Consider the following 25,787-nt stretch of genomic DNA (forward strand, 5'->3'; position numbering starts at 1 on the left):
GGTGCGAACGGTCGTTCACGACGGGACGGTCCACCGTGAGGTGTCCGACGGTGTCGCGGTGCTCGTGCTCGACCGGTCGCCCCGCAACGCGCTCACGCCCGGGTTCGCCGACGCCCTCGTCGCCGCGCTGGAGGCGTGCGGCCGGGACCCGGAGGTGCGGGCGGTCGTGCTCACCGGGGCCGGCGGGGTGTTCAGCGTCGGCGCCGACCTCTCCGACGGGCCGGACGCGCTGGGGCGCCTCGTCGACGCCGACGGCGGCGACCGGCCCGGCTACCGCGAGCCCGCGGGGCGGGTCACCGCGGCGATGGGGCGGCTCGACGTCCCCGTGGTCGCGGCGCTGACCGGCGACGCCGTCGGCGGGGGAGCGACCGTCGCGCTCGGCGCCGACCTGCGCCTCGCCGCGACCGGGACGCGCGTCGGGTTCCCGTTCACGCGCCTCGGCGTCTCGCCCGAGGGCGCCTCCACCCACCACCTCCCGCGCGTCGTGGGCCCGGGCCGAGCGGCCGACTGGCTGCTCTCCGGCCGGCTCGTCGAGGCGCCGGAGGCCCTCGCCGCGGGGTTCCTCGGCGCCGTCCACCCGCCCGACGACGTGCTGCCCGCGGCGCGGGAGTGGGCCGGCGAGGTCGCGCGGCGCACCTCGCCGGCCGCGGTCGCGGCGACGCGGGCCCTGCTGCGCGCCGCCCCGGCCGACCCCGAGACCGCGGCGGCGGCCGAGTCCCGCACGCTCGTCGAGCTCGTCCGGGGGCCGGACTGCGCCGAGGGCATCGCCGCGTTCCTCGAGCGCCGCGCACCCCGCTTCGCGCCGCGGTCCGTGGGCGGCGACCCGTGACCGCGCCGGTGCGCCGGCGGCCGCGGGACCGGCGCGCGCAGATCCTCGCCGCCGCCGCGGCCCGGTTCTGGTCGGAGGGCTATCACCGGGTCGGGATGGCGGACGTGGCGACGGCGGTCGGCATCGCCCCGAGCGCGCTCTACCGGCACGTGCGCGGCAAGCAGGAGCTGCTGCTCGCGATCCTCGACGAGCACCTCACGCGGATCGAGGGCCTGGTCGCCGAGTCCGCCACGGCTCCCGACGGCGACCTCGTCGACGGCCTCGCGGCGCTGGCCCTGGAGCGCCGCGAGTTCGGCCTGCTGTGGGAGCGCGAGTCCGGGCACCTGCCCGCCGAGGCGAGCCGCGCGATCCGCCACCGCCTGCGAGGGGTGGCCGGGGTGCTGGCGGTCGCCGCGCCCGCCCCCACCGACGCGGCGGACCTGCGGTCGTGGGCGGCGCTCGCGGTGCTGGACAGCCCGTCGCACCACCGCTGGGTCCTCGACGGCGACCGCTTCGGCGCGCTCCTGGCGGGCGCCGCCCGCGCGGTGCTGACGACGTCCCTGCCGCCGACGATCGGCGCGCCCGCGGCGCCGGTGCGCCCCGCCGGCCTCGTGCCCGCGTCCCGCCGCGAGGCGCTGCTCGCCGCGGCCACGCGGCTGTTCGGGGAGCAGGGCTACCCGGCGGTGGGGCTCGGCGACATCGGCGCGGCGGCCGGGATCGCCGGCCCGAGCGTCTACCGGTACTTCGCCACCAAGACCGACCTGCTGCTCGCCGCCCTGCACCGCGGCAACGAGGTGCTGTGGCTCGGCCTGCACCACGCCCTCGCGGGGGCCGACGACGCCGGCCACGCCCTCGCGCGCCTCGCCACCGACTACACGTCCTTCGTCGCCGAGAACCCCGAGCTGATCAGCGTGCTCGTCTCGCAGACCATCCACCTGCCCGCGCCCCACCGTGACGACCTCCGCCGCTCGCAGCGCGCCTACCTCGCCGAGTGGGTCGCGCTGCTGGTCGCCGCGCGCCCGGACCTGCCGGCGGACGAGGCGCGGGTGCTCGTCCACGCCGCGCTCGCGCTGGTCAACGGCCTGGGACGCGTGCACCACCTCGCGGTCGTGCCCGGCGCCCGGGCGCGGACGGCGGCGCTGGCGGGGGCGGTGCTGGGGGCGGCGGGGTGAGCCCGTGTCCGCCCCGCGCAGAAAGGGCGTGTGGTCCGGCCCGCGGGGTGCTGTGATGGTCGTCGCAACGGTGTCATCACAGGCAGGGGGAGCCGTGACCACACCCGACCTCGACGACGAGCCCACCCTCTACGACTGGGCCGGCGGCTACCCGGCGCTGCTGCGGATGACCACGCAGTTCTACGAGCGCCACGTCCCGGCGGACCCGCTGCTCGGGCCGCTGTTCGCCGGCATGGAGGCCGACCACCCCGAGCGGGTCGCGGCCTGGCTCTCCGAGGTCTTCGGCGGCCCGGAGCTCTACTCGCAGCGCTACGGCGGCTACGCCCGGATGATCTCCCAGCACCTCGCCAAGCACCTGACGATGGAGCAGCGCGCCCGGTGGGTGGCGCTGCTCGCGCGCAGCGCCGACGACGCCGACCTGCCGCAGGACCCCGAGTTCCGTGCGGCGTTCGTGGCCTACCTGGAGTGGGGCTCACGGATCGCGGTGGAGAACTCGGGCGAGGGCGCCGTCCCGCCCGAGGGCATGCCCGTGCCCCGGTGGTGGTGGGTCTGCAACGCCACCCCGGCGGCCCGGCCGTCGTCGCGCCCGAGCGCCGTGCCCGACCCCGAGCCCGCGGCGGAGGAGCCGGTCCCGGGGGAGGCCCTGGAGTTCGACCGGCACGTCAAGGGCCTGTTCCGCCGGCGCGACCGGGCGTCGATGCGCTCGGCCTTCGACCTCTGGGACGCCGGCGACGTCCGCCGCCACGGCACCGCCATCCTCGCGCGGCTGCGCGACGGCTCGATGCCGTGCGACGGGGCCTGGGCGGCCGAGCGCGTCGACGTCCTCGCGCGGTGGCTGGACCAGGCCTGATCCTCAGGCCGCCCGCGACGTCGTCGCGAGGCCGGCGCCGAGCCCGATCATCGCGACGCCGCCCGCCCCGCCGAGCACCGAGAGCCGCCGCGGCGACCGGGCGAACCACGCGCGGGCCGTGCCGGCGCCGAGCGCCCAGGCGCTGTCGAACGTCAGCCCGATCGAGGTCATGACCACGCCGAGCACGACGATCTGCGGGAGCGCCGGCTGCGCCGGGTCGACGAACTGCGGCAGGAACGCGACGAGGAAGAGCGCGCTCTTGGGGTTGAGCAGCCCGACGACGAGGCCGTCGAGGGTCGAGCGCCACCAGCCGGGCAGGGCCCGGACCGCGCCGGGCGTCGCGAGGGCGGCCGCGGTGCCGTGCCGGTGGCGGATCGCGCCGACCCCGAGGACGACGAGGTAGGCCGCGCCGGCGAACTTGACGACGGTGAACGCGAGGGCCGAGCGCTCGATCACCGCCCCGAGCCCGACGCCGACGGCGAGCACCTGGAGCCCGATGCCCAGCGCGTTGCCGAGCACCGAGCACAGGGCGCGCCGCCGGCCGGCCGCGAGCGCGCGGCCCACCGCGAACACCACGCTCGGGCCCGGGATGACGATGACGATCACGCAGGCGACGACGAAGGCGAGCAGGCGATCGGGCACGGCGGCAGCCTCGCCGCCCCGGGCCGCCCGGTCCAGCCGGTTTCCGGAGCCGGTGCCCTCCGGGCTCGTGAGCAGAAACGAGTGCTCCAGCACTCGTTTCTGCTCACCTGCGCGCAGCGCACCCCGTGATCGGGGCCACCGGCCGCGGAGGGGGTCGACCGGATGTGCGTGGGGACCCGCGGTGTTGAACGAGATGCCGGTCCGAGACCGCGCCGAGATCGACGCGAGCGGGACCGCGTTCCGGACATCGGGGTCCGGGGAGGAGGCGTCGTGCGACGTCACGCGAGCAGTCCAGTCCTGATCACCGGTGCGGCCGTCTCCCCCGCGGAGGAGTTCGCGGCCCGCAAGCGCCGCTACTCCACGATCATGTCTCTGCGCATCCCCTGCCTCGTCGTCGCCGGGGTGCTCGCCATCGGGTTCGGGTGGACGATCGCCGCCGCGGTGCTCGTCGCCCTGTCGGTGCCGCTGCCCTGGGTGGCCGTGCTCATCGCCAACGACGGCCCGCCGCGCAAGGCCGAGAAGGTCGCGCGCTACCGCAGCGACCGCGTCCTCGAGACCCGCGAGACCCGGGCACTCGAGGCCGGGCAGGTCATCGACATGCCCTCCGACCGGGCGGCCTGACCCGATCGTGGGCGAGGCGGGCTCCTGGGCGCAGCTGCTCGCGCGCGAGCACCGCGGCGCGGTCGCGGTGCTCGCGGGCGGCACGCTCATGTTCGCGATCGACACCTACGTGACCGCGAGCCTGCTGCCCTCCGCTGTCGCCGAGATCGGCGGCCAGGCCTTCTACGCCTGGCCGACCACCCTCTTCCTGCTCGCGGCCGTGGTCGCGTCCTCGCTGACCAGCCGCGTGCTCGCCACCGTCTCCCCGGGCCGCGCGTACCTCGTCGCGCTCGCGGTGTTCGCGGTCGGGGCGCTCGTCGACGCCGTCGCCCCGTCGATGGCGGTCCTCCTGCTCGGCCGCGTCGTCCAGGGCGCGGGCGGCGGCCTGCTCGCGGGCATGGGTTACGCGCTCATCCGGATCGCCCTGCCCCGCACGCTGTGGACGCGCGGCAGCGCGGTGATCGCGGCGATGTGGGGTGTCGCGCTGATCGTCGGACCCGGGCTCGGTGGCCTGCTCGCCGAGGTCGGGCTGTGGCGCTGGGCGTTCGGCGCGCTCGTCGTCGGCAGCCTGGCCATCGGCGCCCTCGTGCCCGCGGCCCTGCACCGCGCGCGGGCGAGGACCGCGCCGGGGCCGTTCCCGGTCGGCTCGGTGCTGCTGGTCGGCGCGGCCGCGGCGGTGCTGTCCGTCGCGGGCCTCGCCGCCGACGTGCTGGCCGCGGGCCTCGGGCTGCTCGTCGCCGCCGTGCTGCTGGTGGGGTTCGTCCTCCACGAGCGGCGGGCGAGCGCGGCGGTCCTCCCGCGCGCCACCTTCCGGCCCGGCTCGCCGCTGCGCTGGATCTACGGGCTGAGCGCGGTGCTCGTCGGCGTCTCCGGGCTCGAGGCGTTCGTGCCGCTGGTCGGGCAGCAGGTCGCGGGCCTCGCGCCGGTCGCCGCCGGCTTCCTCGGCGTCGCGCTGGGCGCGGGCTGGGTGCTCGGCGAGATGGTCAGCGCGTCCGCGCGCCGCCCGCGTCCCCGGGTCCTCGTCGGGCCCGCGCTGCTGGCCGGCGGCACCGTGCTGGTCGCGGTCACGCTGCTCACCGTCGACGGCCCGGTCGCGGTGGTGCTGTGGGCCGTCGGGCTCGTCGTGGGCGGCCTCGGCATCGGCATCGCGTGGCCGCACCTCGCGGCCGCCGCGATCGGGGGCGCCGAGCCCGAGGCGGACCCCGGCGACCGGGACGAGGGCGAGGCCGACAAGGCCTCGGCCGCGGTCACCACCGTCCAGATGCTCGCCGTCTCCGTGGGCACCGCGCTCGGCGGCGCGGGGCTCGCCCTGGGCGGCGCCGACCCCCTCGCCTCCGGGCGCTGGCTCTTCGCCACGTTCGCGGTCGTGGCCGTCCTGGGCGCGCTCACCGCGCGCCCCGCCTCCCGCGGCGTGGGGCGCTAGCGCAGGATCTCCACGAGCAGCACCCAGGCGTTGACCAGGCCGCCGAGCAGGGCGAGCGCCACGGCGGCCGGGAGCCAGTAGAGCCCCCCGAGCGACCCGGTGAGCAGCCCGACCGCGGCGAGCACCGGCGCGACGACGACCACCACCGACGGGAGCACGGTCGTCGCGACCCAGGAGGAGGCCGGCTGCTCCGGGGCCCGGGCCCTGGGCCGCGCCTGCCGTGCCAGCCCGGGGGCGACGACCACGGCGATCAGCACCAGCTCGACCGCCAGCGCGACGTCCGGCTGCCCGGGCACCAGCAGCGCCAGCGAGAAGAACACCGGCAGCGCGAGCAGGACGAGGGCCTGCGCGGCGCGTCCGGCGATGCCGCCGGCGAGGATCGTCTGGATGTTGATCGACACGGCGACGAACAGCAGGCCCGCGAGCGCGGCGGCCGCCCCGGCCATGCCGGCGGCGAAGTCGGACCACGGCTCGGCGTCGTACGCGGCGTCCACGGCGCGCAGTCTGCTCGGCGCGGCCGGGCCGGTCACGACCCGGTGAGCTGCTCCCGCATGGCCGCCGCCACCGCCTGGAGCGCCGACAGCGGCCGGATCATCACGGTCAGCCGGTCGATCGCCCCGCTCGCGTCGTGGTGGATCAGGTCGATGCCCTCGAGCTCGCGGTCGCCGACGTGCGCGCGGAAGACGAGCAGGTGGTCGTCGCCGTCGTCCATCTCCGCGACGTAGCGGAAGTCCTCGAACACCGTCGCGACCGCGTGCAGGATCGGCGCCACGGCGTCGCGGCCCCGGTAGGGGCTGTGCACGACGGGGCTGTGGAACTCCACGTCGTCGGCGAGGAGCGCGACGGCGGCGGCCATGTCGCCGCTCTCGACGGCGGTGCGGAAGGTGGTCACGTGGTCCCCAGGATCGTGTAGAACATCGACGACGGCGTGCTGCGGGTCTCCCGGGGGCACACCCTAGGGGCCGGGAGCGTCGGGGGGAGGGGCGTCGTGAGCGAGCCCGTGGCCGGGGTCCAGGCCGGCGTCCAGGGCGGCGTCCAGGCCGAGGTCGACGACCCGTTGCGGCTCGAGGCGCCCGCCGCCCCGGAGCACGTCGGACGCCTGCGCCGCGCGGCGCGTCGCTGGCTTCGCGGGGTGTGCTCGGCGACGACGACGACACCGTCGACAACCTCACCCTGGCCGTCAGCGAGGCGCTCGAGAACGCCGTCGAGCACGCCTACGCCGACCGCGACGAGCCCGGCACCATGTCCCTCGTGGCCGGCCGTGACCCCGCCGATGCCCACGTCCTCGTCGTCACCGTGTCCGACTCCGGGCGCTGGCGCCCGCCGGTCGAGCGGCCGAGCTACCGGGGCCGGGGTCTGGCGATGATCGAGGAGCTCGTCGACGGGTACACCGTCGACCCCGGGCCGGGCGGCACCACGGTGACGCTGCGGCACGCGGAGCCGCGGGCCTCCTAGCGTCCCGCGCGTACGCCGCGCGACGTCGAACGGTGGTCCGTCGGCCGTGGCGTGTGCGTGCCGCGCGACGGTGTCGACCGCGGGGCGGGCGGCGTGGGGGAGGCCGCCGGCGGCTCGACGAGCCCCAGGGCCGAGTCCGGGATGAGGGCCAGCTCCCGATTCTTGATCATGTCTGCCCCCTTTCCTGTGCGGCCCGGACGCTCTGGCGGCCCGGGCGCCTACCTCCAGTGAACGCGGTCACGGGCTGTGTGACTCGGTGGCGGGCGACCGGATCGATCAGGCGGCGACATCTCGGCGGCAGATGGTCGAGCTGCGCCGACGAACGGCGGCGTCAGACGAGCGGCCGCAGGTGCGCGTGGGCCCAGCCGGCGAGGGTGCCCGGCGTGGTCGTCAGCGCGGTGCGGGGCTGCTCGGGGACGAAGTCCTCGCGCGTGCCCGCGGCCATCCCGACGATCGCCTCGACCTGGACCTCCGCCAGGCCGACCGCGCGCAGTCCGGCGCGCACCTCGTCGTCGGTCTGCTGCTCGGCGCGCACCGGCTGGCCGAGCACCGCGGTGAGGACCTCCGCGACCTGGCGGAACGAGAGGTCGTGCGGGCCGTGGACGGCCTGCACCCCGCCCGTCGTCCACGGCGCGAGCAGGCGGGCGGCGGCGACCTCGGCGATGTCGCGCGGGTCGACCCACGGCTGGGGCAGGTCGAGCGGCAGCGTCGTCCGCAGGACGCCCGCGCGCAGCCCGTCGACGTCGAGCTCGAGGTTGGAGAAGAAGTAGCCGGGGCGCAGGTGCAGCACCGGGGCGCCGGTGGCGTCGAGGGCCTCCTCGACGCGGGCGAGGCCGTCGATCTCGCCGACGCCGTGGCGCTTCTCCGCCCCGATGCTCGACTGGAACACGGTGCGCGCGATGCCGTTCTCCACGTCGGCGCGCGCCACGTGGGCGCCGCGCCGGGCATGGGCGGCGACGGGATCGCCGTCGTGGGCCGTCGGGCTGATCCACAGCAGCGCCTCGACCCCGCGGGTCGCCGCGACCACGGCCTCGCCGTCGTCCTGGTCGCAGCGCACGGCGACGACGTGCCCGGACCACGCGGGGTCGAGCACCGCCGGGTCGCGCAGGAGCACCCGCGGCCGGACCCCGGCCGCCACGAGCGTCCGCAGCACGTGGGACCCGACGTGCCCCCGCGGGGTGGTGATCGCGATGGTCATGGCGCCACCCTGGCGCAGGGGACCGACAGCGCCGGGAATGCACTCGCCGGTCGGTCAGTTGCGACCGATTGCATCGCCCACGATGGAAGGACTGCGAGATGCCCACGCTCACCGTCGCGAACGAGAACGGCAGCCCGGTCGACCTCTACTACGAGGACCACGGCGCGGGGCGCCCGATCGTGCTGATCCACGGCTGGCCGCTGTCCGGTCGCTCGTGGGAGAAGCAGGTGCCGGCCCTCGTCGACGCCGGTCACCGCGTCGTGACCTACGACCGCCGGGGCTTCGGCTCGTCGTCGCAGCCGTGGACCGGCTACGACTACGACACCTTCGCCGCCGACCTCGACGCCCTGCTGCGTCACCTCGACCTGCGCGACGTCACGCTGGTCGGCTTCTCCATGGGTGGCGGCGAGGTCGCGCGCTACCTCGGCCGCTACGGCAGCGAGCGGGTCGCGCAGGCCGTGTTCGCCGCCGCCGTGCCGCCCTACCTGTACAAGACCGACGACAACCCCGACGGCGGCCTCGACGACGCCACGATCCAGGGCTTCCTCGACGGCGTCACCGGCGACCGCGTCGCGTTCCTCGACGGCTTCGTCACGAACTTCTTCGCCGCCGGCGACCGCACCGACCTCATCAGCGAGCCGTCGCGCCTCTACCACCGCGCGATCGCCGAGTTCGCGTCGCCGCAGGGCACGCTGGAGTGCATCAAGGCCTTCAGCTACACCGACTTCCGTGACGACCTCGCGACGATCGACGTCCCGACGCTGGTGATCCACGGTGACTCGGACGCGATCGTGCCGTTCGAGGTGTCGGGCCGGCGCACCGCCGAGGCCGTGAAGGACGCGCGCACCGTCGTCGTCGAGGGCGGCCCGCACGGCCTCAACGCCACCCACGCCGAGGAGTTCAACCGCGCCCTGCTGGAGTTCGTGGGCTAGGTGCCCTGCGGGCTCGTGAGCAGAAAGAAGTGCTCCAGCACTTCTTTCTGCTCACCTGCGCGGAGCGCACCTCACGGGAGGACGGCCGTCGCCTCGACCTCGACGAGGAGGTCGGGCTCGCCGAGCGCGGTGACCCCGATCAGCGTGATGGCCGGCGTCGCCTGGCCGAGGTCGGCGGCCGCGCGCATCGCGCCCTCGCCGAACGCGCCCATCTTCTCCGGCGTCAGGTCGACGACGTAGACGGTCATCTTCGCGACGTCGGCGAACGTGGCCCCGACGGCGGCGAGGCCGGTGGCGACGTTGCGGTACGCCTGCTCGGTCTGGGCGGCGAGGTCGCCGGGGCCGACCGGCGTGCCGTCGGCGGTGCGCGCGACCTGGCCGGACAGGTAGACGGTGCGCGAGCCGGTGGCGACGGCGACCTGGCGGTAGACCTCGGGCGCGGGCAGGCCGGGCGGGTTGAGCAGCTCGACGGTCACGGTGTCCTCCGGGCGCGATAACGCTGTTATGACTCGCTAGGTATAACAGGGTTATGGGACACTCGGCAAGTGCCCCGCCCGCCCGATCCCGCCGTGCGCACCGCCCTGGTCGAGCAGGCGGCCGCTATGCTCGTCGCCCGCGAGCCGGTGACCCTGCGCGCGCTCGCCACCCGGGCCGGGACGTCGACGATGGCGGTGTACACCCACTTCGACGGCATCGCGGGGCTCTGGGCGGCGGTCCGCCAGGAGGGGTTCGGGCGCCTCGCCGCCCGGCTGGCCGACGTCGCGCCGACCGACGACCCGGTGCGTGACCTCGCCGCCCTCGGCGCCGCGTACGCCGCCCACGCCCTCACCCACCCGGCGCTCTACCGCGCCATGTTCGACGCGGCCGCCGACCTGCCCGACCCGGAGGCGGCCGGGGCGGCGTTCACGGTGCTCGTCGACACCGCGGCCCGGGCCCGCGACGCCGGGCGGATCGACGCCGACCCGCTCGCCGTCGCCACCCGCCAGTGGGCCGCGGGGCACGGGCTGATCCTGCTCGTGATCTCCGACGTCCTGCCCCGCGCGGCCCTCGCCGAGCACGCCCCGCCGATCATCACCGCGATCGTCGCGGCCGCCGGCGACGACCCCGCACGCTGCGCGGCGTCGGTGCGGGCGGGCTGGTCGGGCTAGGTTCCCGAGCCGTGGACGCCGCCGCCCTCGTCGCGCAGACCCCGCTCGCCCAGGCCGCCGCGCTGCGCGCCGGGTCGGTGAGCGCCGTGGCGCTCGCGGAGGCGGCGCTGCGGGCCGCGCGGGCCCTCGACGCACGCGTCAACGCCTTCGCCGAGCTCGACGAGGACGCCGCCCACACCGCGGCGGTCGAGGCCGACCGGCGCCGCGCCGCCGGCGAGGACGGCCCGCTGCTCGGGGTGCCGATCGCGCTCAAGGACGACCTCGACGCCGCCGGCCACGTGACGTCCTGGGGCACGCGGGCGCGCACCACCCCGGCCGCCGCCGACGGCACCGTGGTGACGACGCTGCACGCGGCGGGCCTGGTGCCGATCGGGCGCACGACGCTGCCCGAGCTCGCGCTCTACGGGTTCACCGAGTCCGAGCGCTTCGGCGTCACCCGCAACCCGGTCGACCCGACCCGCACCTCCGGCGGCTCGTCGGGCGGGTCGGCCGCGGCGGTCGCGGGCGGCGCGGTCGGGATCGCGACCGCCAGCGACGGAGCCGGCTCGATCCGCATCCCGGCGGCCTGCTGCGGGCTCGTCGGGATCAAGCCGGGCGCGGGACGCACCCTCGGCGGCGGGTGGAACGGCCTGTCGGTCCAGGGCTGCCTGACGCGCCGCGTCGTCGACTCCGCGACCTACCTCGACCTGCTCGGCGACTTCCCCACCCCGCTCGCGGCCGCCGCCGACCAGGAGCCGCCGGTGCTGCGCATCGGCGTCGACCTCGCCTCGCCCGTGGCCCCCGCGCTGCCCCTCGACCCCGAGCTCGCCGCCGCCGTGCGCCGCACCGCCGACGCGCTCGCCGACCTCGGCCACGACGTCCGCGACGTGCGCGTGCGCTACGGCGCCGCGCCCGCCGGGTTCGTCGCGCGCATGCTGCACGGCCTGGCGACGGCCGCCGGCGAGGTCGACGACCCGGCGCTGCTCGAGGCCCGCACCCGCGAGGTCGCGGCCATCGGGCGCCGCATCCCGGACGCCGCGATCGACCGGGCGCGCCGCCAGGGCGAGGCACTCGGACGGCGGGTCCACGCCGACCTCGGCGTCGACGTCCTGCTCACCCCGCCGGCGCGCGGCCCGGCCGCGCCCGTCGGGCGGTGGGCGGGCCGGCGCGGGCTGCCGACGATGCTCGCGCTCGCCCGGCACTACGCGCACACGCCAGCGGCGAACCACCTCGGGCTCCCGGCCGCCGTGGTGCCGGTCGGGCACACCCGCGCGGGGCTCCCGCTCGCCGTCCAGTGCCTCGTCCCGCCCGGGCAGGACGCGCGGCTGGTGTCGCTCGCGGCGCAGGTGGAGCGCGTGGTGGAGGACGGGACGGCGCCCACCGCGGACCTCCCGGCGGGTCCGGACGGGCAGGGCGCGGATCACGGGTGAGTCCGTCGGACGCCGGGTAGTCCCGGCCCGGTCCGTCGAGCCGCGGGCGCCGCCCGAGCGCGGGGCCCGCCCTCCGCCCCGGGGTCCAGCCCCGCGCTCCGGGACGTCGCCATACGGCGGCCAGGTCCGACCGTGCCCGACCGTGCCCGACCGTGCCCGCCGCTGCCGCCGGCCCCCGAGGAGAGTCCGTGACGCCACCCGACGCGGTCCGGCCCGTCCTCGCCCGGTTCACGACGTCGCCCTCGCCGCGCGGTGACGGGCGCACCCGGCACAACCTCGGCGTGCTCGCCGCCGCGGCCGCCGACGACCTCGACGTCGCGCGCCTCGCCGAGGCCCACCTGGACGCGCTGACGATCCTCGCCGAGCTCGGCGGCCGGGCCGCGCCGCCGGACGCGTGCTGGGGCGTCTGGGCCGCCGAGCCGCCGGGCGTCGAGGTCCGCGCCCGCCGCGAGGGTGACACCTGGTGCCTGACCGGGCATAAGCCCTTCTGCTCGGGCGCGGCCGGACCGTGCACGCACGCGCTGGTCACCGGGCACGCCGACGACGGCCGGCGGCTCTTCGCGATCGACCTCGCCGCGCCCGGGATCGAGGTCCGCGCGGGCGAGTGGCAGGCGCTGGGCATGCGCGGCAGCGCCGCGGCCACGGTCGACCTCACCGACGTCCCGGCCGTCGCGGTCGGCGGGGCGGGCGCCTACCTGGAGCGCCCCGGGTTCTGGCACGGCGCGATCGCCGTCGCCGCGGCCTGGTACGGCGGCGCGGTGGGCGTGTCCGCGCCGCTGCGCCGCGCCGGGCGCGAGGGGCGGCTCGACGACCACGGCCGCGCGCACCTCGGTGCCGTCGACGCCGACTTCGCCGCCGCCCGGGCGCTGCTGCGTGCCGCCGCCGCGGTCCTCGACGACGAGCCGCCCGGGTCGTGGCGCGAGGAGCGGCGCCGGGCGCTGCGGGTCCGCGCGGTCGTCGAGACGGCCGTCGAGAGCGCGCTGCGCCGCACCGGGCGTGCCCTCGGTCCCGGCCCGCAGGTCCGCGACGCCGACCATGCCCGCCGCGTCGCCGACCTCGAGATCTACGTCCGGCAGAGCCACGCCGAGCGCGACCTCGCGACCCTGGGCGAGCTGGCCGGCGACGCCGACGAGCAGGACCTCCTCCCGTGACCGGCCCGTCACTGAAGGGCCGGGGGACGCCCGAGGACGTGTGGTGGGGCCCGGGCGGGCTGGGCACGGTGCCCGTCCGCGACCCGCTCGCCGTGCGCCCGCCGGGCCGGGTCGTCGTGGTCGCCCCGCACCCCGACGACGAGGTGCTCGGCGTCGGCGGCTCGCTCGCGGTGTGGGCGGCGCACGGCACGCCGGTGCTGGTCGTCGCGGTCACCGACGGGGAGGGCTCGCACCCCGACAGTCCGACGCTCGCGCCCGCCGAGCTCGCCGAGCGGCGCGCCGAGGAGCGGCGCGCCGCGCTGGAGGTGCTCGGGATCGAGGCCGTGGTCGACCGGCTCCGGCTCCGCGACGCCGCGGTCGCCGCCGACGACGTCGCCGAGCGCCTCCTCGCCGTCCTCGACCCCGGCGACACCGTGCTCGTGCCCGTCGCCGGCGACGGCCACCCCGACCACGACGCCACCGCCGACGGCGGCGCCGCCGCGGCCGCGCGGGTCGGGGCCGCGTGCTGGCGCTACCCGGTGTGGCTGTGGCACTGGGCGCGCCCGGGCGAGGTCGCGCTCGAGGGCGCGCGGCGCCTGCCGCTGCCCGGCACCGCGGTCGGCGCGAAGGGCGCGGCGATCGACCGCTTCACCACGCAGGTCGCGCCGCTGTCCGACGACCCGCGCGACGCCGTCGTCCTGTCGCCCGAGGTGCTGGCGCGCTTCCGGCGCGACGTCGAGATCGTCTGGGGGCCCGCGTGAGCCTGTCGTCCGAGTACTTCGACGAGCTCTACGCCGCCGACGCCGACCCGTGGGGGATCGAGCGCGGCTGGTACGAGGAGCGCAAGCGCGCGGTCGTGCTCGCCGCGCTGCCCCGGCCCCGCTACGCGCGGGCGTTCGAGCCCGGCTGCGCGGGCGGGTCCCTGTCGGTGCCGCTGGCCGCGCGCTGCGACGAGCTCGTCTGCTGGGACCCCGCGCAGCGCGCCGTCGATGCGACCCGGGCCCGGCTCGCCGACCGGCCGCACGTGCGCGTCGAGCAGGGCGCGCTGCCGCCGCGGACGCCGGACGGGACGTTCGACCTGGTCGTGGCCTCGGAGGTCGTCTACTACCTCGACGACGCCGACCGCGCCGCGTTCTGGGACGCCGTCACCGAGCGGCTGCGCCCCGGCGGGCACCTGCTCGCCGTGCACTGGCTGCGTGAGGCGCCCGAGTACCCCGTCGAGGGCGGTGCGGTGCACGACGAGCTCGCCGACCGGCCCGGGCTCGCGCGCGTCGTGCGCCACGACGAGGCCGACTTCCGCCTCGAGGTCTACGCGCGGACGCCCCCGGAGCCGCGGTCGGTGGCCCAGGAGACGGGCCTGCGGTGAGCCTGCCCCTGATCGGCGCCGTGGTGCCCGCCCACGACGAGGAGGCGCTGCTCGCCGAATGCCTCGACGGCCTGCGCGTGGCGGCCGGCGCGGTGGCCGACCGCGCCCGGGTGCGCGTGCTCGTCGTCGCCGACGCCTGCACCGACGGCACCGCCGAGGTCGCCCGGGCGGGCGGGGCGGACGTGCTGCTGCTCGGCGCCCGCAACGTCGGGTGCGCGCGGGCGGCGGGGGCGGCCGCGCTGCTCTCGGCGTACGAGCCCGCCGGGTGGCTGGCGACGACCGACGCCGACTCCGTGGTGCCGCCGGACTGGCTCGCCGCCCAGCTCGGGGCGTGGGAGGCGGGCGCCGCGGCGTGGGTGGGCACCGTCGAGGTCCTGGACTGGGCGGGCCTGCCGCGGGCGGTCCACGCGCGCTACCGCGCGCAGTACGACGACCACGGCGAGGCGGGCGGGCCGGGTGATGCGCACCGGCACGTCCACGGCGCCAGCCTCGGCGTCGCCGCGGCCGCCTACCGCGCCGTCGGTGGCTTCCCCCCGCTCGCCACCGGGGAGGACGTGGCCCTCGTGGCGCGCCTCGACCGGGCGGGGCTGCCCGTCGTCCGCGACGGGGCGCACCCCGTCGCGACGAGCGCCCGCACCGACGGCCGGGCCCCGGACGGGTTCGCCGGTCACCTGCGCGGGATCGTCCGGAGTGTGTTCACCGCGCCATCGGGTAGTCCCCTCGGGACCCCGTGCCCGGAGGCACGGCGCGGGGACAGCGGCCCGGCGGCGCGCATCTCCTGACGCGGCGCCGACGCCCTGACCCGACGACCCGACCGCTCGAGCCCGGGGCGGTGCGCACCTCCACCGTGCGCGCCGGTGGCGCGCACCGTCCCCGGAGCCGCCCGATGACCGAGCGATCCCGTCCCTCCGACTCCGCCGCGTGGCGCGCGCACGTCGACGCGGCCGTCGACCCGCGCTTCGAGCGGGCCTTCGCCATCCTCGACGCCCTGCAGGCCGAACGGCAGCGTCCGGCCGGTCACGGCGGCACCCGGATCGTGGCGCTGCGCCGGGAGCTCGCGCGCCTGCTCGCCCTCATCGACGGCCTGCGTGACCAGCACGGACCGGGCGCGGAACGGTGAACGCCGTGCATACGGCTCGTGCTCACCGCGTCGCCGTGGGTAAACTCCTGACGACCGAGTCGGCGGTTGAGACCTCCACGCCGCGACGCACGACGCACGCCGTTCCCCCGGAACGGTGTCTCCGCGGTCGTCCGAGGGAGGCCCGATGACCATCGACACCGAGGCGCCGGCCCGCACCACGAGCAGCCCCGCCGTCCACGACGTCGACCTCGACGTCGACGTCCCCGCCGACCTCGCCGAACGGCGACGGCGGGCGGTGGCCGAGGCCGTCGCCCACGCCGAGCCCGCCGCCACCGGCAACCGGCGGGCCGCGGTCGGCATCCGCCGCTACGGCCCGGGCTGCGTGGCCCTGGCCCTGCGCGGTCGCTTCGACCGCACCGGTCGCGAGCGCCTGCGCGCCCTGGCCGCCGAGCTCGAGCGCCAGGCCGGCACCGAGCTCGTCATCGACCTGTCGGGGCTCGACGGGTGCGACGCCGGCCTGGCCCGTGTGCTCGGGCGGCTGCGCATCCGCTGCCTGGCCCGGGAGGCCCGCGTCGAGCTGCACGACCCGCCCGAGGCGCTCGCCGCCGAGCTCGGCCACCGCCCCTGACCGGACGCGTGGCACGGTGCCCGGTGTGCCACCCACGTTGAGCGACGACGACCTCGCCCACCTGCGCCGCTGCGTCGACCTCGCGCGCGAGGCGCTCGAGGCCGGCGACGAGCCGTTCGGCTCGGTGCTGGTCGGGCCGGGCGGGGACGTCCGCTACGCCGACCGCAACCGCGTCGCGGGCGGGGACGCGACGCAGCACCCCGAGTTCGCGATCGCTCGCTGGTCGGCCGGGGCGATGACGCCGGAGGAGCGGGCGGCGAGCACGGTCTACACCTCCGGCGAGCACTGCCCGATGTGCGCGGCGGCCCACGCCTGGGTGGGGCTCGGGCCGATCGTCTACGCGAGCTCGTCCGAGCAGCTCACGGCCTGGCGCGCCGAGCTCGGCGCCCCGCCCTCGCCGGTGCGCCCGCTCGCGATCACCGAGGTCGCGCCGGCCCTGCGCGTCGCCGGCCCGGTGCCCCCGCTCGACGAGGAGGTCCGCGCGCTCCAGCGCCGTCACCACGACACACGTGCGTGATCTTCTGAGCGATGGCTCAGAAGATCACGCACGGAGGGTCGGTCAGAAGCCGGCGGGGTCGCTGACGGTCGTCTCGTAGGTGCCGTCGGCGTCGGTGTCGACCGCGCCGCTGTCGAAGTCGCCGTCGCCGTCGGTGTCGACCACGACGGTCTCGCCGTAGCCGTCGCCGTCGGTGTCCACGACGCCGGTCTCGAAGGTGCCGTTGTGGTCGGTGTCGGCGATGACGGTGTCGACCGCGCCGTTGCCGTCCTCGTCGGTGGCCACGGCGTCGACGTTGCCCTGGGCGTCGACGTGGTAGGTGCCGGCCACGGAGCCGTCGGCGTTGTAGACGGTGCCGTCGGCGGCGAAGTAGCGGTCCCCGGCGGTGGTGTCGGCGCTCATGATGTGCTCGCTCTCGGTGAGGATCGGTGCCCGGTGTGGTGGGCGTTCGAACCTCTGACGGTGCGGGCGGGCCCGGATGTTCCGCGTCGAGCAGGAAATTCTCTGTGCTCGCCGGCGGTGACCGACCGTGAGCATCAGTCGTCGTCGTCATCGTCCCGGTCGCGCAGGCCGCCCTGGGCCGCCTCGGCCGGCGTCACGACCTCCACCGAGCCGAACGCGCCGTCGGCGACGACGAGGACCTCGGGCAGCGTCATCCCGTTCGGCGGCGTCTGGCAGGCCGCCGCGCAGCGGGTGCTCCCGAAGATCATCGCCCCGCTGGTGCGCGCGACGGTGCCCGGCGGCACGACGACCTCGGTCCGCCCGAACAGGGTCGCGACCTCCACCTCCCCCTGGCCCTGCGCGACCGACACGGTGCGGTTGCCGAAGACCGCGGCGCCGTCGTCGGCGGTGACGAGGTTGCCGCCGACGAACAGCGCGACGCCGGCCAGCACGATCGGCACGATCGCCCTGCCCACGCGCTGGTGGACGGGCGTGTGCGCCACCGGGGCCGGGCGGTCCTCCGTCGTCGCCGGCGTCCCCGCCGACCCCGTGCCCGGCGGCAGGTCGGCGACCAGGACGTCGAGCTCGCGCTGCGTGCGCGCCGCCCAGCACTGCCGGGTGCGCTCGTCGTACTCCACGAGCGTGAGCACCCCGTCGTCGAGGGCGATCCGCAGCCGGTCGTCGGTGGCGCGTCGCTCGCGGTCGCCGATCCGCATCTCCGGGGGCTCGGCGCTCATGGCCCCATCCTGCCCCCGCCGACGGTGCGGCGAGGGTTCACCCACCGTGCCGTCGTGCGGTGAGCAGCGCCCGGTCGTCGGGGTCGTCGGTGCGGGCGAGCGCCGCGTCGAGGGCGGCGCGTGCCTCGTCGTCGCGGCCCAGGCGGCGCAGCAGGTCGGCGCGCACGGCGTGCAGCAGGTGGTAGCGGTCGAGGCGTTCGGCGAGCTGGTCGACGATCGCCAGCGCCGCGCCCGGCCCCGCGGTCTCGGCGACGGCGACGGCGCGGTTGAGGGCGACGGTCGGGCTCGGTGCGAGGGCGAGCAGCTGGTCGTGGAGCGCGACGATCTGGGTCCAGTCGGTCGCGGCGGTGTCGGGCGCCGAGGCGTGCACGGCGTTGATCGCGGCCTGGAGCTGGTAGGGCCCGGGCCGGTTCCGGCGCAGGCACCGGCGGACCAGGTCGAGCCCCTCGGCGACGAGGTCGGCGTCCCAGCGCGTCCGGTCCTGGTCGGCGAGCAGCACCCGCGACCCGTCCGCGGCCCGGCGCGCGGGGCGGCGCGCCTCGGTGAGCAGCATGAGCGCGAGCAGGCCCAGCACCTCGGGCTCGTCGGGCATCAAGTCGGCGAGCAGCCGTCCCAGCCGGATCGCCTCGGCGGCGAGGTCCTCGCGCGTCGCGGTGGCGTGCCCCTCGGTGAAGACGAGGTAGACGACGGCGAGGACGCCCGGCAGGCGGTCGGGCAGGTCGGCGTCGTGCGGCACCCGGTAGGGGATCCGCGCGGCCCGGATCTTGTTCTTCGCGCGCACGATGCGCTGGGCCATCGTGGACTCGGGGACGAGGAACGCGCGGGCGATCTCCGGGGTCTCCAGGCCGCCGAGCAGCCGCAGCGTCAGCGCGACCCGCGCCGGCAGGGCCAGCGCGGGGTGGCAGCAGGTGAAGACGAGGCGGAGGCGGTCGTCGTGCACCGGTCCCTCCTCCTCGCGGTCACGGGTGTCGTCGGGGTCGTCCTCGTCCGGCGGGGGCTCCTCACGGGCCGCCCGGGCCTCCTTGTCGCGGCCGACCGCGTCGCGGCGCAGGCGGTCGAGCGCGCGGCGCCGTGCGGTGGTGACGAGCCAGCCGCCGGGGTTGGGCGGGATGCCGTCGGCCGGCCAGCGGGTCAGCGCCACGGTGAGCGCGTCCTGCACCGCGTCCTCGGCGAGGTCGATGTCGCCGAGGACGCGGGTCAGCGTCGCCACGCAGCGCCCGTACTCCTCGGCGACGATGCGGGTGATCGCCGCCGAGGAGGGGCCGTCGGTCACGGTGCCCAGTGGAAGGGCCGCACCTCGATGGCCAGGCCGACCGCCTCGGTGGAGCGCCGGCCCCAGTGCAGGGCGGCGTCGAGGTCCGGGGCGTCGATGATCGTCAGGCCGCCGACGTACTCCTTGAGCTCGACGAACGGGCCGTCGGTGACGAGCACGTCGTCGCCGCTGCGGGACAGGACCGTCGCGGTGTCGGGCGCCTCGAGGCCACCGGAGAAGACCCAGACGCCGGCCTCCTGCATGTCCTGCTGGAGCTGGGCGACGCGGCCCATGATCTCCTGCATCTCGGTGTCCGACGGCGGCTCGCCCTCGGCGGGCGTGATGACGCTGAGCAGGTAGTGGGCCACGGGTCCTCCTCGGTTCGCTGCGCGGGCACCGTGCCCGCGCACCCCTCCACGAACGGCCGCGGACCCGATCGACAGGTCCGGCCGGAGATTCTTCCCGCGCCGCCGTCGCGGTGCGGTGACGGCGTCAGGTCGATCGTGCGCAATTCCTTGCGGCGGGCGTCGAGGGTGCGGAACCGTGTGTGACCTGCCCGACACCCCGGCAAGGAGGCCGTTCACCATGAAGCTCGCTCTCTACCTGCCGAACTTCCGCACCGAGGTCACGATCAAGGAGCTCGAGGACCTCACGGACCTCGCCGAGGAGCTCGACTTCGACTCGGTGTGGACGCTCGACCGGATCGTGGTCCCGGAGGCGTCGGACCGTGAGGAGCTCCAGTACACGTTCGGCATGATGGACGGGCTGCCGCACGCCCTGCCCGTGCAGGCGCGCGGCCAGTGGTTCCAGGGCTACCCGCTGCTCCCGTGGCTCGCCGCGCGCACGTCGAAGGTCCGCATCGGCCAGAGCATCATCGACACGCCGTTCCGCGCGCCCGGCGTGCTCGCCGCGGAGCTCGCCACCATCGACCACCTCTCCGGCGGCCGCCTCAACGTCGGCCTCGGCGCGGGGTGGATGCCCGAGGAGTTCGCCGCCGCGAGCGCCGCGCACATCTTCCCGAAGCGGCACAAGCACGTCCGCGAGACGATCGAGGTCCTCCAGGGCGTCTGGGGCAACGACCTGTTCGAGTACCACGGCGAGTTCGCCGACTTCGAGCGCTGCGGCTTCGGCGCCAAGCCGCTCCAGCAGCCGCGGCCGCCGATCTTCATGAGCGGCCTCAAGGACCCGCTGCGCTCGGCGAAGCGCATCACCAAGTACGACCTCGACGGCTGGATCGGCATCCAGGACTCGCCGGAGGGCCTCGCGAAGTGGCTCACCGCGATCGACCAGCAGTTCGAGGAGATCGGCAGCCCGAAGCGGTCGAAGGACCTCGAGATCTGCAGCATGATCTGGACGGTCATCACCGAGGAGGAGACCGACCAGAGCACCGCCGGCGGTGTCGCGTCGAACCTCCTGGTCGGCACCGAGAAGCAGCTCACCGACCGGCTCAAGGCCTACAAGGACGCCGGGCTGACGATGCCGCTCATCTGGCCGCCGTTCACCGACGTGCCCGTGTCGAAGACGCTCGACGACCTCAAGCGGATCAAGAACGACATCCTGCCGAAGGTCGAGCCGGCGTAGCGGGGTCGCGCGCCAGGCCGTGCAGCAGCAGCGTCGCCAGGGCCTCGTAGGCCTCGGCGTCGGCGAGCCCGGTGGCGCCGGCGATGCGGCGCTGCTGGATCGCCACCATCGTCGCGGTCACCATCTCGGCGGCGAAGGACACCGGCACGTCGCGGAAGTCGCCGGCCGCGACGCCCTCGCCGATGAGCTCGCCGACCCGACGGGCGGCCGCCGCGGTGTTGCGCGCGTAGACCTCGGCGGCGGGCGGGAAGGCGGCCATGTCGTCGACGAAGCGCGCCGAGGCGGGCGCGAGCTCGGCGGCGACGGCGCGCAGGTAGGCCGCCACGCGGTCGGCGGGCGTGGCGCAGGCGGCGACGGCGGCCTCGACGCGCTCGGTGGCGCGCGCGAAGAAGCGCACGACGGCCGCGCGCACGAGCTGCTCCTTCGATCCGGCGAGGGTGTACAGCGTGCGCTTCGAGCAGCGCAGGCGGGCGGCGACGTCGTCGAGCGTGAGGTGCGCGAAGCCCTCGGTGAGCAGCAGTTCGACCAGCGCGTCGAAGAGCTCCGAGTGGCGCGCGGCACCGCGGCGCACGGGGGTCGGAGCGGCCATGGCCCTATCCTAGCGCTCCTCTCAGCGGTACTCTAGGACCGTCGTCAGTACCGATAGGAGCGTGTGACCGATGGCCGTCGACCGGTTGCTGCCAACCCAGGAGGCCGAGGACCTGCTGGAGCTGACCCGGGACATCGCCGACAAGGAGCTCGCGACCCGGGTCGAGGAGCACGAGCGGGCGGAGACCTATCCCGAGGGCCTGTTCGCGACCCTCGGCGAGGCCGGGCTGCTCGGCCTGCCCTACCCCGAGGAGGTCGGCGGGGGCGGGCAGCCGTACGAGGTCTACCTGCAGGTGCTCGAGGAGCTCGCGGCCCGGTGGGCGGCGGTCGCCGTCGCGACGAGCGTGCACTCGCTGTCGTGCTTCCCGCTGTTCACGTTCGGCACCGACGAGCAGAAGCAGTGGCTGCCCGCGATGCTCGGCGGCGCGCAGATCGGCGGCTACTCGCTCTCGGAGCCGCAGGCCGGGTCCGACGCCGCGGCGTTGCGGTGCAGGGCGGAGAAGGTCGACGGTGAGCCCGGTGGCTACCGCATCACCGGCACCAAGGCGTGGATCACCCACGGCGGCCGGGCCGACTTCTACGCCCTGTTCGCCCGCACCGGCGAGGGCAGCCGCGGGGTGTCGTGCTTCCTCGCGCCCGGGCAGGCCGAGGGCCTGACCTGGGGGAGGCCCGAGGAGAAGATGGGGCTGCACGCGGTCCCGACGACGACGGCGAACTGGGACGGCGCGGTCCTCGACGCCGACCGCCTGATCGGCCGGGAGGGCCAGGGCCTCGAGATCGCGTTCTCCGCGCTCGACTCCGGGCGCCTCGGGATCGCGGCCTGCGCGGTCGGGCTGGCGCAGGGCGCGCTGGACGCCGCGGTCGCCTACGCGAACGAGCGGACGACGTTCGGCAAGAAGATCGTCGACCACCAGGGCCTGGGCTTCGTGCTCGCCGACATGGCCGCCGCCGTCGACTCCGCGCGCGCCACCTACCTCGACGCCGCGCGCCGGCGCGACCTCGGTCGGCCCTACTCGCGGCAGGCGAGCGCGGCCAAGCTCGTCGCCACCGACAACGCCATGCGCGTCACCACCGACGCCGTGCAGGTGTTCGGCGGCTACGGCTACACCCGCGACTTCCCGGTGGAGCGCTACATGCGCGAGGCCAAGATCATGCAGATCTTCGAGGGCACCAACCAGATCCAGCGCCTGGTCATCAGCCGCGGCTTCGCCCGGTAGGGCGAACCCGACCACAGGAGCGCGCCGGAGATCGGTAGGCAGCGCGACGAAGGAGCGCTGGCTGCCGCATCTCCTTGGCGCGAGCAGCTAGCCACCCCAGGTGACCTGGCGCAGGCCGTGGCGGTCGGGCGGGCCGGGCTGGGCGGCGCCGTCGGGGGAGACCGGCGAGCCGTGGGACGTGCCGGCCTCGCGCGCCGCCGACTGGTCGCCGCTGGACGGCTCGGCGCCGGCGTCGAGCTCGGCGAGGCGGGTGCGCAGCACCTCGATCACCGGCATGCGCGACGAGTGCTCGCGCTCGTGGTCGAGCAGTCCCGCCACCTCGTCGCGCTCGAGCGAGCGGATGCGGTGCTTGACCGTCTCGACCGTGGCGTGGTCGAAGTCGGGGAACGGGGTGTCGGCCACGGGGACCTCCTCGGGGCGGGTGGGCCGGAGGCCTACCCGTCAGGAGCGGGTCGCACCCTCCTCCGGTGCGGTGAGCAGCCCGATCACCCGCTTCTTGACGAGGAACCCGACGACCAGGCCCACGACCAGCGCGACCGCCAGCCCCGCCCAGGAGAAGCGCCTGAGCCAGGTCTCGGCCGCGACGCCGAGCGCGTAGACCAGGGCCGTGGTGCCGAACGTCCAGAGCACCCCGCCGATCACGTTGGCCGGCATGAACTTCCGGTAGGGCATCCGCAGCGCGCCGGCCAGCGGGCCGGCGAGGATGCGGAGGATCGCGACGAAGCGCCCGACGATCACCGTCAGCACGCCCCAGCGGTCGAACGCCCGCTCGGCGAGCGCCACGTGCGCCGGGCCGAAGTGCTTCGGGAACCGCCGTCCCGCCGCCTCGAGCAGCCCGATCCCGTAGCGCCGGCCCACGGCGAAGCCGATCGAGTCGCCGACGACCGCGCCGATCAGCGCGCACACCGCCACCCACACCGCCGACACCGCGAGCTCCGGGCGCGTCGCCATCAGCGTCGCGCTCACGAGCACGATCTCGCCGGGCAGGGGGATGCCGAAGCTCTCGATCCCGACCACGCCGAGGACGGTGAGGTACACCGCCAGCGGCGGGATCGTCGTCAACCAGTGCCCGATGCCCACACGCCCGATGATGACCCACCGTGGCGCCTGAGCACACCACTGCGTCAGAAGGACGACCAGAAATCGGGCCCCTGGTGACAGGTGGTGACGACTCGGGCGCTAGCTGCGCCGCAACGTCCGGCTCCGGCCGCGGAACTCGGCGATGACCTGCCCGTCGCGGGGACGCGTGACCGTCACGTCGTAGACGCCGCTGCGCCCGAACGCGACCCGCTCGGTCGCCACGGCCTCGAGGACGTCGCCGGTCATCGCCGACGCCACGAAGACGATGTCGGCGGCGGCCGCGACCGTCACCGGACCCGGTGAGTTGCAGGCGCACGCGAACGCGGAGTCGGCGAGCAGGAACAGGTAGCCGCCGTGGCACATGCCGTGGCCGTTGACCATCTCGTCGGTCACCGGCATCGACAGGCGCGCCCGCCCGTCGGCCGCCTCGTGCAGCTCCATCCCGAGCTTGCGCGAGGCGCCGTCGTCGTCCCACATGCGCCGCACGGACGCCGCGATCTCAGGCATCGGAGCCCGCGGAGCGCTTCGCCACCAGCGTCAGCACGTCGTACTTGGCCACGGGCTCGCCGTTCGCGTTGACCACCTCGGCATCCCACCGCACCTCGCCGTAGGCCGCGGAGGCGCGGGGGGAGATCTGCTTGGCGGTGAGCGTGATCGTCAGCTCGTCGTCGAACTTCACCGGCGTCAGGAAGCGCAGATCATCGACGCCGAAGTTCGCGAGCACCGGGCCCGGCGCCGGGTCGACGAACAGGCCCGCGGCGAACGACACCACGAGGTAGCCGTGGGCGACGCGCTCACCGAAGAACGGGTTCGCGGCGGCGGCCTCGGCGTCGAGGTGGGCGTAGAACGTGTCGCCGGTGAACTCCGCGAAGTGCGCGACATCGGCCTCGGTGACCCGCCGGGGGCCGCCGACGACGGTGTCGCCGGGGCGCAGGTCCTCGAGGTACTTGCGGAACGGGTGCTCGTCGGTGACGGTGCGCGCGCTGCCCGGGACCCAGCGCCCGGTGATCGCGGAGAGCATGTCCGGGCTGCCCTGCACCGCGGTGCGCTGCATGTGGTGGGCGACGCCGCGCAGCCCGCCCATCTCCTCGCCGCCGCCGGCGCGCCCCGGCCCCCCGTGCACGAGCTGCGGCATCGGCGAGCCGTGGCCGGTCGACTCCTTCGCGTCGGCGCGGTCGAGGACGAGCAGCCGCCCGTGCCACGGCGCCGCGCCGAGCACGACGTCGCGCGCGAACTCCGGGTCGGCGGTGACCACCGAGCCCGCCAGCGAGCCCTGCCCGCGGGCGGCGAGCTCGACGACCTCGGCGGTCGACGAGTACGGCAGCACCGTCGCGACCGGCCCGAACGCCTCCACCTCGTGCACCGCCGCGCTGTCCGCCGACCCGCGCAGCAGCACCGGCGACATGAACGCGCCGCGCTCGGCGTCGGCGCCGCGGACCTCGACGTGCTCCGGGTCGCCGAACACCACCTCGGCGGCGTCGGTCAGCGACTTCAGCGAGCGGCGCACCTCCTCGCGCTGCTCCAGCCCGGCGAGCGCGCCCATGGTCACGCCCTCGGCCGACGGGTCGCCGACGACCACCTGCGCGAGCTTCTCCCGCACCGCCTCGACCACCGCGTCGACCTGCGCCGCCGGCACGAACGCGCGCCGGATCGCCGTGCACTTCTGCCCCGCCTTGACCGTCATCTCGGTGACGAGCTGGCCGACGTAGAGGTCGAACTCCGGCGTCCCGGGCGTCGCGTCGGGGCCGAGGATCGAGCAGTTCAGCGAATCGGCCTCGGCGGTGAACCGCACCGCGCGCGCCGCCAGCACCGGGTGGGTGCGCAGCCGGCGTGCCGTGGACGCCGAGCCGGTGAACGAGACGAGGTCCTGCTCGCCGAGGTGGTCGAACAGGTCGCCGGTCGAGCCCGCGAGGAACTGCACCGCGCCCTCGGGCAGCAGCCCCGACTCCACGATCAGCCGCACCAGCTCAGCGGTGAGGAACGCGGTGGGCGTCGCCGGCTTGATGATCGTCGGGACGCCGGCCAGGAACGCGGGCGCGAGCTTCTCGAGCGGGCCCCAGCAGGGGAAGTTGTAGGCGTTGACCTGCACGGCGACCCCGTGCAGCGGTGTGTACACGTGCTGGCCGGCGAACGTGCCGCCCTTGCTCAGCGGGGCGAGGTCGCCGTCGAGCCACGGGCCCGACGCCGGGAGCTCGCGCTTGCCGAGCGACGCGTACACCTGCAGCACGCCGATGCCGCCGTCGACGTCGAACTTCGCGTCACCGCGCGTCGCGCCCGTGCGCGCCGAGACGGCGTAGAGCTCGTCGCGGTGCTCGCGCAGGTAGCCGGCGAGGGCCTTGAGCAGCGACGCGCGCTGGTGGAACGACAGCTCCCGCAACGCCGGGCCGCCGGTGCGGCGCGCGTAGTCGGCGACGGCGGCCATGTCGATGCCGTCGGTGGACAGGCGGCCGATCTCCTCGCCCGTGACGGCGTCGGTCATCGGGCGGCCCTCGACGCCCTCGGGCGTCACCCACCCGCCGCGGACGTGGCTGGCAACGATGCTCATCCGTGAGC

At 76.2% G+C, this 25,787-nt stretch carries 32 protein-coding genes; 18 read left to right on the forward strand and 14 right to left on the reverse strand.

Annotated features, from left to right (window positions below):
* Positions 1 to 40 precede the first annotated feature (40 nt).
* The 3 genes from PH190_RS18160 to PH190_RS18170 all read left to right on the forward strand — a co-directional run bounded on the left by PH190_RS18160 (position 41) and on the right by PH190_RS18170 (position 2,830).
* A complete protein-coding gene (locus tag PH190_RS18160) occupies positions 41 to 829 on the forward strand; it encodes an enoyl-CoA hydratase-related protein (protein ID WP_274232931.1) in 789 nt (262 codons plus the stop codon).
* Complete coding sequence (locus PH190_RS18165) at positions 826 to 1,980, forward strand: TetR/AcrR family transcriptional regulator (RefSeq protein ID WP_274232932.1); 1,155 nt, start codon at positions 826 to 828, stop codon at positions 1,978 to 1,980. Before PH190_RS18160 ends, PH190_RS18165 begins: the two co-directional genes overlap by 4 nt.
* A gap of 94 nt (positions 1,981 to 2,074) precedes the next feature.
* Positions 2,075 to 2,830 (forward strand): group II truncated hemoglobin, encoded by a 756-nt coding sequence (locus PH190_RS18170; RefSeq protein ID WP_274232933.1) that lies wholly within the window; start codon positions 2,075 to 2,077, stop codon positions 2,828 to 2,830.
* Positions 2,831 to 2,833: 3 nt separating this feature from the next.
* Here the strand turns inward: PH190_RS18170 and PH190_RS18175 are convergent, their stop codons facing one another.
* Entirely contained in the window at positions 2,834 to 3,472 is a 639-nt protein-coding gene (locus PH190_RS18175) for a LysE family translocator (protein WP_274232934.1), read from the reverse strand.
* A 270-nt stretch (positions 3,473 to 3,742) separates the two neighbouring features.
* Between PH190_RS18175 and PH190_RS18180 the strand changes: the two genes are divergently transcribed.
* Together PH190_RS18180 and PH190_RS18185 are read left to right on the forward strand one after the other, a co-directional pair.
* On the forward strand, positions 3,743 to 4,093 hold the full coding sequence (locus PH190_RS18180) for a DUF3099 domain-containing protein (RefSeq protein WP_274232935.1): 351 nt from the start codon (positions 3,743 to 3,745) through the stop codon (positions 4,091 to 4,093).
* A 7-nt stretch (positions 4,094 to 4,100) separates the two neighbouring features.
* On the forward strand, positions 4,101 to 5,495 hold the full coding sequence (locus PH190_RS18185) for an MFS transporter (protein ID WP_274232936.1): 1,395 nt from the start codon (positions 4,101 to 4,103) through the stop codon (positions 5,493 to 5,495).
* On the opposite strand, the gene PH190_RS18190 is transcribed toward PH190_RS18185, so the two are convergent.
* Together PH190_RS18190 and PH190_RS18195 are read right to left on the reverse strand one after the other, a co-directional pair.
* Positions 5,492 to 5,989, reverse strand: coding sequence for a hypothetical protein (locus PH190_RS18190; RefSeq protein WP_274232937.1), 498 nt, complete (start codon positions 5,987 to 5,989; stop codon positions 5,492 to 5,494). The genes PH190_RS18185 and PH190_RS18190 overlap by 4 nt on opposite strands.
* A gap of 32 nt (positions 5,990 to 6,021) precedes the next feature.
* Positions 6,022 to 6,387: a nuclear transport factor 2 family protein gene (locus PH190_RS18195; RefSeq protein ID WP_274232938.1), complete on the reverse strand. Its 366-nt coding sequence runs from the start codon at positions 6,385 to 6,387 to the stop codon at positions 6,022 to 6,024.
* A 242-nt stretch (positions 6,388 to 6,629) separates the two neighbouring features.
* On the opposite strand from PH190_RS18195, the gene PH190_RS18200 reads away from it, so the two are divergent.
* Complete coding sequence (locus PH190_RS18200; RefSeq protein ID WP_274232939.1) at positions 6,630 to 6,950, forward strand: ATP-binding protein; 321 nt, start codon at positions 6,630 to 6,632, stop codon at positions 6,948 to 6,950.
* A gap of 331 nt (positions 6,951 to 7,281) precedes the next feature.
* Here the strand turns inward: PH190_RS18200 and PH190_RS18205 are convergent, their stop codons facing one another.
* A complete protein-coding gene (locus PH190_RS18205; RefSeq protein ID WP_274232940.1) occupies positions 7,282 to 8,148 on the reverse strand; it encodes an NmrA family NAD(P)-binding protein in 867 nt (288 codons plus the stop codon).
* Positions 8,149 to 8,246: 98 nt separating this feature from the next.
* Here PH190_RS18205 and PH190_RS18210 point away from each other — a divergent pair, with 98 nt between their 5' ends.
* On the forward strand, positions 8,247 to 9,080 hold the full coding sequence (locus PH190_RS18210) for an alpha/beta fold hydrolase (RefSeq protein WP_274232941.1): 834 nt from the start codon (positions 8,247 to 8,249) through the stop codon (positions 9,078 to 9,080).
* A gap of 71 nt (positions 9,081 to 9,151) precedes the next feature.
* Here PH190_RS18210 and PH190_RS18215 read toward each other — a convergent pair whose 3' ends face one another.
* On the reverse strand, positions 9,152 to 9,556 hold the full coding sequence (locus tag PH190_RS18215) for a RidA family protein (protein WP_274232942.1): 405 nt from the start codon (positions 9,554 to 9,556) through the stop codon (positions 9,152 to 9,154).
* Positions 9,557 to 9,625: 69 nt separating this feature from the next.
* On the opposite strand from PH190_RS18215, the gene PH190_RS18220 reads away from it, so the two are divergent.
* From PH190_RS18220 to PH190_RS18260, 9 genes are all read left to right on the forward strand, one after another.
* Entirely contained in the window at positions 9,626 to 10,228 is a 603-nt protein-coding gene (locus tag PH190_RS18220) for a TetR/AcrR family transcriptional regulator (protein WP_274232943.1), read from the forward strand.
* Positions 10,229 to 10,239: 11 nt separating this feature from the next.
* Positions 10,240 to 11,637, forward strand: coding sequence for an amidase family protein (locus PH190_RS18225; RefSeq protein WP_274232944.1), 1,398 nt, complete (start codon positions 10,240 to 10,242; stop codon positions 11,635 to 11,637).
* Between the two features lie 188 nt (positions 11,638 to 11,825).
* A complete protein-coding gene (locus tag PH190_RS18230; RefSeq protein WP_274232945.1) occupies positions 11,826 to 12,788 on the forward strand; it encodes an acyl-CoA dehydrogenase in 963 nt (320 codons plus the stop codon).
* Positions 12,785 to 13,528, forward strand: a complete 744-nt coding sequence (locus tag PH190_RS18235) for a PIG-L deacetylase family protein (protein WP_274232946.1) — start codon at positions 12,785 to 12,787, stop codon at positions 13,526 to 13,528. The genes PH190_RS18230 and PH190_RS18235 overlap by 4 nt, the downstream gene beginning before the upstream one ends.
* Entirely contained in the window at positions 13,525 to 14,133 is a 609-nt protein-coding gene (locus PH190_RS18240; RefSeq protein ID WP_274232947.1) for a class I SAM-dependent methyltransferase, read from the forward strand. The genes PH190_RS18235 and PH190_RS18240 overlap by 4 nt, the downstream gene beginning before the upstream one ends.
* Positions 14,130 to 14,915, forward strand: a complete 786-nt coding sequence (locus PH190_RS18245; RefSeq protein ID WP_274232948.1) for a glycosyltransferase family 2 protein — start codon at positions 14,130 to 14,132, stop codon at positions 14,913 to 14,915. The genes PH190_RS18240 and PH190_RS18245 overlap by 4 nt, the downstream gene beginning before the upstream one ends.
* A gap of 104 nt (positions 14,916 to 15,019) precedes the next feature.
* Positions 15,020 to 15,253 (forward strand): hypothetical protein, encoded by a 234-nt coding sequence (locus tag PH190_RS18250; RefSeq protein WP_274232949.1) that lies wholly within the window; start codon positions 15,020 to 15,022, stop codon positions 15,251 to 15,253.
* A gap of 145 nt (positions 15,254 to 15,398) precedes the next feature.
* Positions 15,399 to 15,842, forward strand: coding sequence for an STAS domain-containing protein (locus PH190_RS18255; protein ID WP_274232950.1), 444 nt, complete (start codon positions 15,399 to 15,401; stop codon positions 15,840 to 15,842).
* A gap of 25 nt (positions 15,843 to 15,867) precedes the next feature.
* The gene (locus tag PH190_RS18260) at positions 15,868 to 16,359 is read left to right on the forward strand and encodes a nucleoside deaminase (protein ID WP_274232951.1); all 492 of its coding nucleotides are present in this window, start codon (positions 15,868 to 15,870) and stop codon (positions 16,357 to 16,359) included.
* A 42-nt stretch (positions 16,360 to 16,401) separates the two neighbouring features.
* Here the strand turns inward: PH190_RS18260 and PH190_RS18265 are convergent, their stop codons facing one another.
* The 4 genes from PH190_RS18265 to PH190_RS18280 form a co-directional block, all read right to left on the reverse strand.
* Entirely contained in the window at positions 16,402 to 16,740 is a 339-nt protein-coding gene (locus tag PH190_RS18265) for a hypothetical protein (RefSeq protein ID WP_274232952.1), read from the reverse strand.
* Positions 16,741 to 16,874: 134 nt separating this feature from the next.
* Positions 16,875 to 17,516: a DUF1707 SHOCT-like domain-containing protein gene (locus tag PH190_RS18270; RefSeq protein WP_274232953.1), complete on the reverse strand. Its 642-nt coding sequence runs from the start codon at positions 17,514 to 17,516 to the stop codon at positions 16,875 to 16,877.
* A gap of 37 nt (positions 17,517 to 17,553) precedes the next feature.
* A complete protein-coding gene (locus PH190_RS18275; protein ID WP_420791676.1) occupies positions 17,554 to 18,798 on the reverse strand; it encodes an RNA polymerase sigma factor in 1,245 nt (414 codons plus the stop codon).
* Positions 18,786 to 19,136: a YciI family protein gene (locus PH190_RS18280; protein ID WP_274232955.1), complete on the reverse strand. Its 351-nt coding sequence runs from the start codon at positions 19,134 to 19,136 to the stop codon at positions 18,786 to 18,788. Before PH190_RS18280 ends, PH190_RS18275 begins: the two co-directional genes overlap by 13 nt.
* A gap of 217 nt (positions 19,137 to 19,353) precedes the next feature.
* Between PH190_RS18280 and PH190_RS18285 the strand changes: the two genes are divergently transcribed.
* Positions 19,354 to 20,349 (forward strand): LLM class flavin-dependent oxidoreductase, encoded by a 996-nt coding sequence (locus tag PH190_RS18285; RefSeq protein WP_274232956.1) that lies wholly within the window; start codon positions 19,354 to 19,356, stop codon positions 20,347 to 20,349.
* On the opposite strand, the gene PH190_RS18290 is transcribed toward PH190_RS18285, so the two are convergent.
* Complete coding sequence (locus PH190_RS18290; protein WP_274232957.1) at positions 20,312 to 20,938, reverse strand: TetR/AcrR family transcriptional regulator; 627 nt, start codon at positions 20,936 to 20,938, stop codon at positions 20,312 to 20,314. The genes PH190_RS18285 and PH190_RS18290 overlap by 38 nt on opposite strands.
* 70 nt (positions 20,939 to 21,008) lie before the next feature.
* Between PH190_RS18290 and PH190_RS18295 the strand changes: the two genes are divergently transcribed.
* Positions 21,009 to 22,154, forward strand: a complete 1,146-nt coding sequence (locus PH190_RS18295; RefSeq protein WP_274232958.1) for an acyl-CoA dehydrogenase family protein — start codon at positions 21,009 to 21,011, stop codon at positions 22,152 to 22,154.
* A gap of 87 nt (positions 22,155 to 22,241) precedes the next feature.
* Here the strand turns inward: PH190_RS18295 and PH190_RS18300 are convergent, their stop codons facing one another.
* From PH190_RS18300 to paaZ, 4 genes are all read right to left on the reverse strand, one after another.
* Positions 22,242 to 22,556 (reverse strand): DUF8129 domain-containing protein, encoded by a 315-nt coding sequence (locus PH190_RS18300; protein WP_274232959.1) that lies wholly within the window; start codon positions 22,554 to 22,556, stop codon positions 22,242 to 22,244.
* Between the two features lie 39 nt (positions 22,557 to 22,595).
* Entirely contained in the window at positions 22,596 to 23,234 is a 639-nt protein-coding gene (locus PH190_RS18305) for a DedA family protein (RefSeq protein WP_274232960.1), read from the reverse strand.
* 99 nt (positions 23,235 to 23,333) lie between these two features.
* On the reverse strand, positions 23,334 to 23,741 hold the full coding sequence (gene paaI / locus PH190_RS18310; protein ID WP_274232961.1) for a hydroxyphenylacetyl-CoA thioesterase PaaI: 408 nt from the start codon (positions 23,739 to 23,741) through the stop codon (positions 23,334 to 23,336).
* On the reverse strand, positions 23,734 to 25,779 hold the full coding sequence (paaZ, locus tag PH190_RS18315; RefSeq protein WP_274232962.1) for a phenylacetic acid degradation bifunctional protein PaaZ: 2,046 nt from the start codon (positions 25,777 to 25,779) through the stop codon (positions 23,734 to 23,736). Before paaZ ends, paaI begins: the two co-directional genes overlap by 8 nt.
* Positions 25,780 to 25,787 lie beyond the last annotated feature (8 nt).

The sequence above is a fragment of the Actinomycetospora straminea genome, from assembly GCF_028737255.1.
Classification (GTDB): Bacteria; Actinomycetota; Actinomycetes; order Mycobacteriales; family Pseudonocardiaceae; genus Actinomycetospora; species Actinomycetospora straminea.

Bases quoted from the DNA above. Each gene is read 5' to 3' on its own strand.
- PH190_RS18205 (WP_274232940.1), bottom strand. From the start codon at position 8,148: ATGACCATCGCGATCACCACCCCGCGGGGGCACGTCGGGTCCCACGTG.
- PH190_RS18210 (WP_274232941.1), top strand. From the start codon at position 8,247: ATGCCCACGCTCACCGTCGCGAACGAGAACGGCAGCCCGGTCGACCTC.
- PH190_RS18250 (WP_274232949.1), top strand. From the start codon at position 15,020: ATGACCGAGCGATCCCGTCCCTCCGACTCCGCCGCGTGGCGCGCGCAC.
- PH190_RS18255 (WP_274232950.1), top strand. From the start codon at position 15,399: ATGACCATCGACACCGAGGCGCCGGCCCGCACCACGAGCAGCCCCGCC.
- PH190_RS18265 (WP_274232952.1), bottom strand. From the start codon at position 16,740: ATGAGCGCCGACACCACCGCCGGGGACCGCTACTTCGCCGCCGACGGC.
- PH190_RS18270 (WP_274232953.1), bottom strand. From the start codon at position 17,516: ATGAGCGCCGAGCCCCCGGAGATGCGGATCGGCGACCGCGAGCGACGC.
- PH190_RS18285 (WP_274232956.1), top strand. From the start codon at position 19,354: ATGAAGCTCGCTCTCTACCTGCCGAACTTCCGCACCGAGGTCACGATC.
- PH190_RS18290 (WP_274232957.1), bottom strand. From the start codon at position 20,938: ATGGCCGCTCCGACCCCCGTGCGCCGCGGTGCCGCGCGCCACTCGGAG.
- PH190_RS18295 (WP_274232958.1), top strand. From the start codon at position 21,009: ATGGCCGTCGACCGGTTGCTGCCAACCCAGGAGGCCGAGGACCTGCTG.
- paaI (WP_274232961.1), bottom strand. From the start codon at position 23,741: ATGCCTGAGATCGCGGCGTCCGTGCGGCGCATGTGGGACGACGACGGC.
- paaZ (WP_274232962.1), bottom strand. From the start codon at position 25,779: ATGAGCATCGTTGCCAGCCACGTCCGCGGCGGGTGGGTGACGCCCGAG.